Below are 6871 nucleotides of genomic sequence, written 5' to 3' on the forward strand. Positions count from 1 at the left end.
AAAATATTACGTTACAAATTCAAAATTGGCTTGAATAACTACCGTCCAGTAAATGAAAAATCCATTCCAGCCGATATGATTACTCCCTTCAAAGAGGCATTGCACTATTCAATTTATGAAAATGCAATAACCTTAGTGAAAAATGAGGATGGTATTTTACCGATAAAGGATTTAAAGCAAAAAATCGCCTATGTAAAATTGGGGGATGATGCAAACTCCGCATTTGTTTCTACCCTAAAAAAATACACCGAGGTTACTGAAGTGTCTGAATCTAATATTGACTCTTTGGATCAGTGTTTGAAAAATTTTGACCTTGTGATTGTGGGTTTCCATAAATCGGATCGCGCATGGAAAAAACATGATTTTAATGATAATGAGTTGGCTACCTTAGCGCAAATAAGTAAAAATCATAAAGTTATTTTAGACGGATTTGTAAAACCCTATGCGTTTTCTGCGATAGCCGATTTCAATGATATTGAGGCGGTCTTGGTTTCCTATCAAAACAGTGAGATTGCACAGATTGTTTCAGCCGAAATGATTTTTGGTGCAGTCGAACCAAAAGGAAAACTTCCGGTTACAATTAATGAAGCGTTTCATGAAGGTCATGGGTATAGTTTTGAAAAACTCAACCGTTTAGGGTTTACCGCTCCTGAGAACGTGGGTATGAGTCCAAAAACACTTGCCCGCATAGATCAAGTTGCCCAAAAAGCCATTGATAATCAAATGACTCCAGGTATGCAGGTATTGGTTGCTCGAAGAGGAAAAGTAATTTTTCAAAAATCATACGGCTACCATACCTATGAAAAACTAACCAAGGTTCAAAATTCGCATTTGTATGATGTAGCTTCGATAACTAAAATGATTGGAACTTTGCCTGTTGTAATGCAAGAATATGATCGAGGTGCGGTTACATTAGATTCTAAATTAGGGGAGCTGTTGCCCGTTTTTAATGGTTCAAACAAACAAGATATCACATTCAAAGCCTTGTTGTCGCATCATGCCGGTTTGCAGGCTTGGATACCCTTTTACAAAACAACGGTAGACGCCAACAATTGTCCAATGCCCGAGTATTACCATTGGGGTGAAGTACCCGGTTTTTCGACACGAGTGGCAGAAAACCTATATTTACGGAATACCTATAACGATTCAATTATCCAACAGATTGTGGCTAGCAAATTATTGGATAAAATAGAATATAAATACAGTGATTTCACGTTTATCATTCTTAAAGAATATATTGAAAAAACAACGGGTAAACCACTGGATTCATGGGTTAAAGAGCGGTTTTATCAAACGATGGGGATGAATACAACGTTATACAATCCGCTCATTGCAATCGATCCTTCATGCATTGCACCTACAGAAATTGATAATTATTTTAGACAACTTTGGTTGAGGGGTTATGTCCATGATATGGCGGCTGCTATGCAAGGTGGAGTGGCTGGCCATGCGGGTATTTTTTCTAATAGTATGGATGTTGCCAAAATGATGCAGCTGTATCTCCAAAAAGGAAGTTACGGTGGAATACAATACTTTAAACCCGAAACGTTTGACATTTTCAACACCCGCTATTACAGCACTGAAGGAAATCGAAGAGGATTGGGATTTGATAAACCGCAATTAGGTAAAGAAGGTCCAACTTGCGGATGCGTTTCATCAGAAAGTTTTGGCCATACCGGATTTACTGGTACGATGGCTTGGGCAGATCCAACTACCGAAATTGTGTATGTCTTTTTATCCAATCGAACATTTCCCGATTCAAATCTTCCCAATAAATTAGCGAAAGAAAACATTCGAGAAGAAATTCAAAAGATAATTCAAGAAGCGATTTTAGATCGCTAGTTATTTTATAGTTGCCATGCCTTACTTGACCATTTTTCCGTAATTTCGTAGAATCAATTCCATTTCATTTAAAGGAAACTTACACTGTATTTGTGTGGTTGTATTTTTACCTTTGGGAATCGAGGAATTGATGCAAAAAATTATGAAAATTGCTATTGTTTGTTACCCAACATTTGGAGGAAGCGGTGTTATCGCTACAGAATTAGGTTTAGAATTGGCCCGACGTGGACATGAAATACATTTTATAACCTACCGTCAGCCTGTACGATTAGCTTTATTGAACTCCAACGTTTTTTATCACGAAGTAAATGTCCCCGAATACCCTTTATTTCATTATCAACCCTATGAACTAGCATTATCGAGCAAATTGGTCGATATGGTAACCTTACATAAAATCGAATTATTGCATGTTCATTATGCCATTCCGCATGCTTATGCGGGTTATATGGCTAAGCAAATGCTGAAAGAACAAGGCATTTCAATACCAATGGTGACTACGCTGCACGGAACGGATATCACTTTGGTTGGAAATCATCCCAATTACAAAACTGCGGTCAGTTTTAGTATTAATCAATCGGATGTCGTTACTGCGGTTTCAAACGATTTGAAAGAAGAAACCTACCGCTTATTTGATATCAAAAAGGAGATTCATGTAATTCCAAATTTTATTGAATTGGATAAATACCGTAACGAATCGCACATTGCCTGCCAACGCTCTGTCATGGCTGATAAAGAAGAGCGAATTATTACACATATAAGTAATTTCAGAAAAGTAAAACGCATCCCCGATGTTGTTAAAATATTTTACAAAATTCAACAAAAAATACCCGCAAAGCTCATGATGGTTGGCGATGGCCCCGAACGTGTAAAAGCAGAGTATTTGTGTGAAGAATTGGGTATTTCGGATAAGGTTATTTTTTTTGGAAACAGCTCAGAAATTGACAGTATTTTATCGTATTCTGATTTGTTTTTACTACCCTCTGAGACCGAAAGTTTCGGACTAGCGGCTTTGGAAGCGATGGCTTGGGGTGTGCCCGTGATTTCAACTAATTCGGGTGGTTTGCCCGAAGTAAATGTAGAAGGTGAATCGGGATTCATGGCTGATGTAGGAGCTATCGATACAATGGCTGAAAAAGCGATTACTATACTTAGTGCTAAAGAGACACTTTCAACGTTTAAAAGTAATGCGCTTAAAGTTGCACAAAAATTTGACATTGCATTTGTACTTCCGATGTATGAAGAATTGTATGCCAATGCACTAAAATAAAACCAATGAAAAAAATTATACTTTTTCTTTTTACAATAATCTTTTGTGCCTGTTCTTCGGTTAAGCCACCCGAATCTTCTTTTACTTCTTATGATATTTTATATAGCCGAGAACAAGATGGGGCAACGTTTCAATTTTATGAAATAATCACCGAAGAAAGTGAGTTTCAAATGTTGTTAAAGGATCCAATAATTAGCCCGTATTTAAATAAATCCGATATTCAAACCTGTAATTTTATATTAGTGAATCTAGGTGAAAAATCCTCAGGTGGTTGGACTATTAAAGTAGAAAAAGTAAAAATAGTAAAAGATAAAGTCGAAGTTATTATCAAAGAAATTCCGCCCAAAGGAATTGCCACAACGGTAATGACCACACCAAACTTCGTATTGCGTATCAAAAGCAAGAAACCAATTGAAATTATTACCCCTTCCAATTAATTGTTGATTTTCAATGAATCATACTCATGGGTTAGCCATAGATTTTAATTATGTCTAAGAAAACTTGCGGGCATTTGTGTATTATTTACAGCACATCTGAACGAAACGAAAAATTATATTTTATATTTGTTGAAACTACTGTTTTATGGCTGGAAATCAATTGGGGACACTATTTAAATTGAGCACCTTTGGCGAATCGCATGGTGAGGCAATTGGTGGAATTATTGAGGGCTGTCCTGCTGGGATTGCAATCGATTATACGATGATTCAATACGAAATGGACCGTCGGAAACCAGGGCAATCTGCACTAGTATCTCAACGCAAAGAAGCGGATGAAGTTCAGTTTTTATCGGGTATCTTTGAAGGCAAAACTACCGGTATGCCTATTGGATTTATCATACGCAACACCAATCAAAAATCAGCCGACTATAGTTCGAATAAAGACACCTACCGTCCAAGTCATGCCGATTATGTATATGATCAAAAATATGGTTTTCGTGATTACCGTGGAGGTGGCCGAAGTTCGGCACGTGAAACAGCATCTTGGGTGGTTGCAGGTGCAATTGCTAAGCAGTTGCTTTCGCATGTGAAAATTAATGCGTTTGTATCCTCGGTTGGACCTATTTTTATGGAAAAACCCTATCAAGCAGTTGATTTTTCTAAAATTGAATCCAATCCGGTGCGTTGTCCAGATCCAGATACCGCTGCGGAGATGGAAGACTTAATTCGACAGATTCGCAAAGAAGGTGATACCATAGGGGGTACGGTTACATGTGTGATTCAAAATGTACCCACGGGCTGGGGTGATCCTGTTTTTGATAAGTTGCATGCCCAATTAGGAAAAGCCATGTTATCAATTAATGCAGTAAAAGGATTTGAATACGGCAGTGGTTTTTGTGGTGCTCAAATGCGAGGCAGCGCGCATAACGATCTTTACAATACGAATGGCACTACCCAAACTAATTTATCTGGGGGGATTCAAGGTGGAATTTCTAACGGAATGGATATTTATTTTCGCGTAGCATTTAAACCCGTTGCTACACTAATCAAAGAACAAGAAGTTCTTTCTAAGGATGGCAAAATTCATATTCAACATGGAGAAGGCCGTCATGATCCTTGCGTAGTGCCTCGCGCTGTTCCGATCGTTGAAGCAATGGCTGCCATAGTTTTGGCCGACTGTTATTTGCGAAACAATGCTTATCAAAACAACTAAAAAAATGAAAAAAATTAAAAAAATAGGATTAGGAAATCTAACCGTTCAAATCTTTATTGCCTTACTGTTGGGAATACTTACAGGAGTGATTATTCATGACAATTCGTCTAAAGAATTTGCGATAACGTTTAGTGGTTATAGTAAACTATTAGCAACACTATTTATTCGTTTGGTTCAAATGATAATTGCGCCTTTGGTATTTACAACATTAGTGGTTGGTATAGCCAAATTGGGCGACTTAAAATCGGTGGGGCGGATAGGAGGAAGGGCTTTGGGATGGTTTTTTTCGGCTTCGCTTATATCCTTACTTATTGGTATGTTTTGGATTAATTTTTTCGAACCCGGAGTAGGTTTGCAATTAATTGATATTGACCCTTCAGCAGCTAAAGAAGTAACCGAAAAAACTCAAGACTTTTCGGCACAGCATTTTGTGGAACATATTATTCCCAAAAGTGTTTTTGAAGCAATGGCTACCAATGAAATACTTCAAATCGTTGTTTTTTCGATCTTTTTCGGTCTAGCCGCTGCCTCAATGGGAAGCTATACCGAACCGGTAATTAAAGTGCTTGATAAAATTGCACACATCATTTTAAAAATGGTGAATTATGTGATGAAATTTGCTCCATATGGTGTTTTTGGTGCGATTGCCGCTGTTTTTGCAACGAAAGATTTAAGTGTACTATTGGTTACCTATACCAAATTTTTAGGAGCTTTTTTAGTTGGAATTGGCTCTTTGTGGGTTGTTTTATTAGTTGTAGGTTATTTGTTTTTACGTTCGCAGCTCAAAGAACTACTTCAACGCATTGTTTCTCCGCTTGCAATTGCTTTTGGAACCACGAGTAGCGAAGCTGTTTTTCCAAAATTGACCGAAGAATTGGAGCGCTTTGGCGTAAAAGATCGAATAGTTTCCTTTATGTTGCCCCTGGGTTATTCGTTTAATCTCGATGGTAGTATGATGTATATGACTTTTGCTAGTATTTTCATTGCTCAAGCTTCGGGAATTCAATTGGATCTACCCACGCAATTAACAATGCTACTTGTTTTAATGTTAACTAGTAAAGGTATTGCTGGCGTTCCAAGGGCAAGTTTAGTTGTTGTTGCTGCAACATGCGGCATGTTTAATATCCCAATTGAGGGAATCGCATTGATACTTCCAATTGATCATTTTTGTGATATGTTTCGAAGCGCAACAAATGTTTTAGGAAATGCTTTGGCTACAAGTGTAGTAGGCAAATGGGAAAATGAATAAAATATTTTTTTAATTCATTTTTATTTATAAATTTGTGAATTCGAAAACTTTAAATTAATTATATGAAAAAATTATTACTTTCAATTTTAGCTTTTGGAGGTTTTGTGGCTAACGCACAGTTAACTTGTGCTACTGCTTTACCACTTACCGCCGGATCTACAACAACGTGTCCTCAAATTACAGGAACGTACATCGGTACTTGTGCTCCTAATGGAGCGGTAGCTAACCCTAATGCTATTTGGTATTCGTATACTGCAGCGGCTAATGGTGAATTAACCATTACTTCAGATTTACCACAAAATGATCCTGCTACAATAGATACACGTTTATCTATTTTAACTGGAACTTGTACTACACTTGCTTGTTATGCAGGAAGTGATGATGTGGATGCTACAAATTATTTAACTACATTGACAATTCCAGTTACTGCAGGTACTCTGTATTACATATATTGGGATGACCGTTGGGGAGATGCATCATTTGATTTTGACGTAACTTTCGAAGCGGTTCCATGTATCCGTTTGAATGCTACTAATGTTAATGATCCTTCAAATTTAACTGTTAATTCGGCTACATTATCTTGGGCTGCTTCTTTAAGTAATCCAAATTCATATGATGTTGAATACGGTGCTTTCGGATTTACTGCTGGAGCGGGTACAACAGCTGTAGCAAATGGAACTTCTTTAGCTTTAACAGGTTTAACACCAACTTCTGGTGATTTGGATTATTATGTTCGTGCAAACTGTGGTGCTGACCAAAGTGCATGGGTAGGTCCTTTCTCATTATATTTAGCTGCTACTTGTCCATATACAAACAACTTTGATGACACTACAGATTATGCTGATGGTTTCTCAGGTGCTTGG

Annotated in this window: 5 protein-coding genes and 1 pseudogene; all 6 read left to right on the forward strand. The window is 37.5% G+C overall.

Annotation, left to right across the window (positions count from 1 at the left end; all coding sequences use genetic code 11):
- Positions 1–1842: serine hydrolase (locus Q0039_RS04760; protein ID WP_297509871.1), on the forward strand; the 1842-nt coding region annotated here is incomplete at its 5' end.
- Between the two features lie 142 nt (positions 1843–1984).
- On the forward strand, positions 1985–3109 hold the full coding sequence (gene bshA / locus Q0039_RS04765; RefSeq protein WP_297509874.1) for an N-acetyl-alpha-D-glucosaminyl L-malate synthase BshA: 1125 nt from the start codon (positions 1985–1987) through the stop codon (positions 3107–3109).
- Between the two features lie 5 nt (positions 3110–3114).
- On the forward strand, positions 3115–3546 hold the full coding sequence (locus tag Q0039_RS04770) for a protease complex subunit PrcB family protein (RefSeq protein WP_297509878.1): 432 nt from the start codon (positions 3115–3117) through the stop codon (positions 3544–3546).
- 145 nt (positions 3547–3691) lie between these two features.
- Positions 3692–4759, forward strand: coding sequence for a chorismate synthase (gene aroC, locus Q0039_RS04775; RefSeq protein WP_297509880.1), 1068 nt, complete (start codon positions 3692–3694; stop codon positions 4757–4759).
- A gap of 4 nt (positions 4760–4763) precedes the next feature.
- On the forward strand, positions 4764–6008 hold the full coding sequence (locus Q0039_RS04780) for a dicarboxylate/amino acid:cation symporter (RefSeq protein ID WP_297509883.1): 1245 nt from the start codon (positions 4764–4766) through the stop codon (positions 6006–6008).
- Positions 6009–6070: 62 nt separating this feature from the next.
- A pseudogene (locus tag Q0039_RS04785) lies at positions 6071–6871 on the forward strand (hypothetical protein); the annotation flags it as partial.

This window comes from Flavobacterium sp. (genome assembly GCF_027484945.1).
In the GTDB taxonomy this organism is placed as follows: Bacteria; Bacteroidota; Bacteroidia; order Flavobacteriales; family Flavobacteriaceae; genus Flavobacterium.

Bases quoted from the DNA above. Each gene is read 5' to 3' on its own strand.
- bshA (WP_297509874.1), top strand. From the start codon at position 1,985: ATGAAAATTGCTATTGTTTGTTACCCAACATTTGGAGGAAGCGGTGTT.
- Q0039_RS04780 (WP_297509883.1), top strand. From the start codon at position 4,764: ATGAAAAAAATTAAAAAAATAGGATTAGGAAATCTAACCGTTCAAATC.
- aroC (WP_297509880.1), top strand. From the start codon at position 3,692: ATGGCTGGAAATCAATTGGGGACACTATTTAAATTGAGCACCTTTGGC.
- Q0039_RS04770 (WP_297509878.1), top strand. From the start codon at position 3,115: ATGAAAAAAATTATACTTTTTCTTTTTACAATAATCTTTTGTGCCTGT.